This is a genomic window from Alteromonas antoniana (assembly GCF_019249295.1).
Classification (GTDB): Bacteria; Pseudomonadota; Gammaproteobacteria; order Enterobacterales; family Alteromonadaceae; genus Alteromonas; species Alteromonas antoniana.
This window is the reverse complement of sequence record NZ_JAESDH010000088.1, coordinates 1-607: the sequence shown is the minus strand read 5'-3', so window position 1 is coordinate 607 and position 607 is coordinate 1. Positions and strand designations below refer to the sequence as shown.

At 44.2% G+C, this 607-nt stretch carries 1 protein-coding gene; it reads right to left on the bottom strand.

Annotated elements, in window-relative coordinates; translation table 11 throughout:
• Positions 1–99: 99 nt before the first annotated feature.
• Positions 100–607: hypothetical protein (locus tag JKP77_RS22185; RefSeq protein ID WP_218313348.1), on the bottom strand; the 508-nt coding region annotated here is incomplete at its 5' end.

The window sequence follows — 607 nt, the reverse complement described above, 5'->3', positions numbered from 1 at the left end:
ATTAGGGGCACAAATACGTAGGCTAAAATCCTGAGCGAAGCGATGGGAGCCTACGTGTTTGTGTCCCAGCGAACGCAAGTGAGCGACTATATTGGCTTGTTAGCTGTCACTCAACACTTCCACTATTTCTTTTGCTTGGGGACTTTTGAGCAAAAACGCTTTGCTACCCCAGTCGTCACCTCTAGGAAATGTCAAAATAACATATGTTGACTGACCTGAAACGTGGGCACCTTGGCAGTAACCACCTTTTAGTCTCACTGGGACATGTTCCCCTTTGAGTACATCTCTGACGACAACACGATACGAATATGAAGCGTATCTTGGAATTTCAAATTCGCCTTCACTTATTTGAGGCTCAATCAAAGAGTTTTCATATTCATCCCAGTGAATTTCGACAATAGAACCAATAAAAATATGATGCGCCTCTCCAACCAATCTTGTTATCGGAGTTGTTTCAACTTGGCAAGCATTTGATAGCATTGCCCAAAAGTAGAAAGTCGAAAAAAAGATTAAGCGCAAAACGATTCCTCTGGCAGCTAACGCCCTGCTTAGGGGCGGAAACACATGGGCTAAAATTAGGAGCGAAGCGACGCAGCCCATGTGTTTG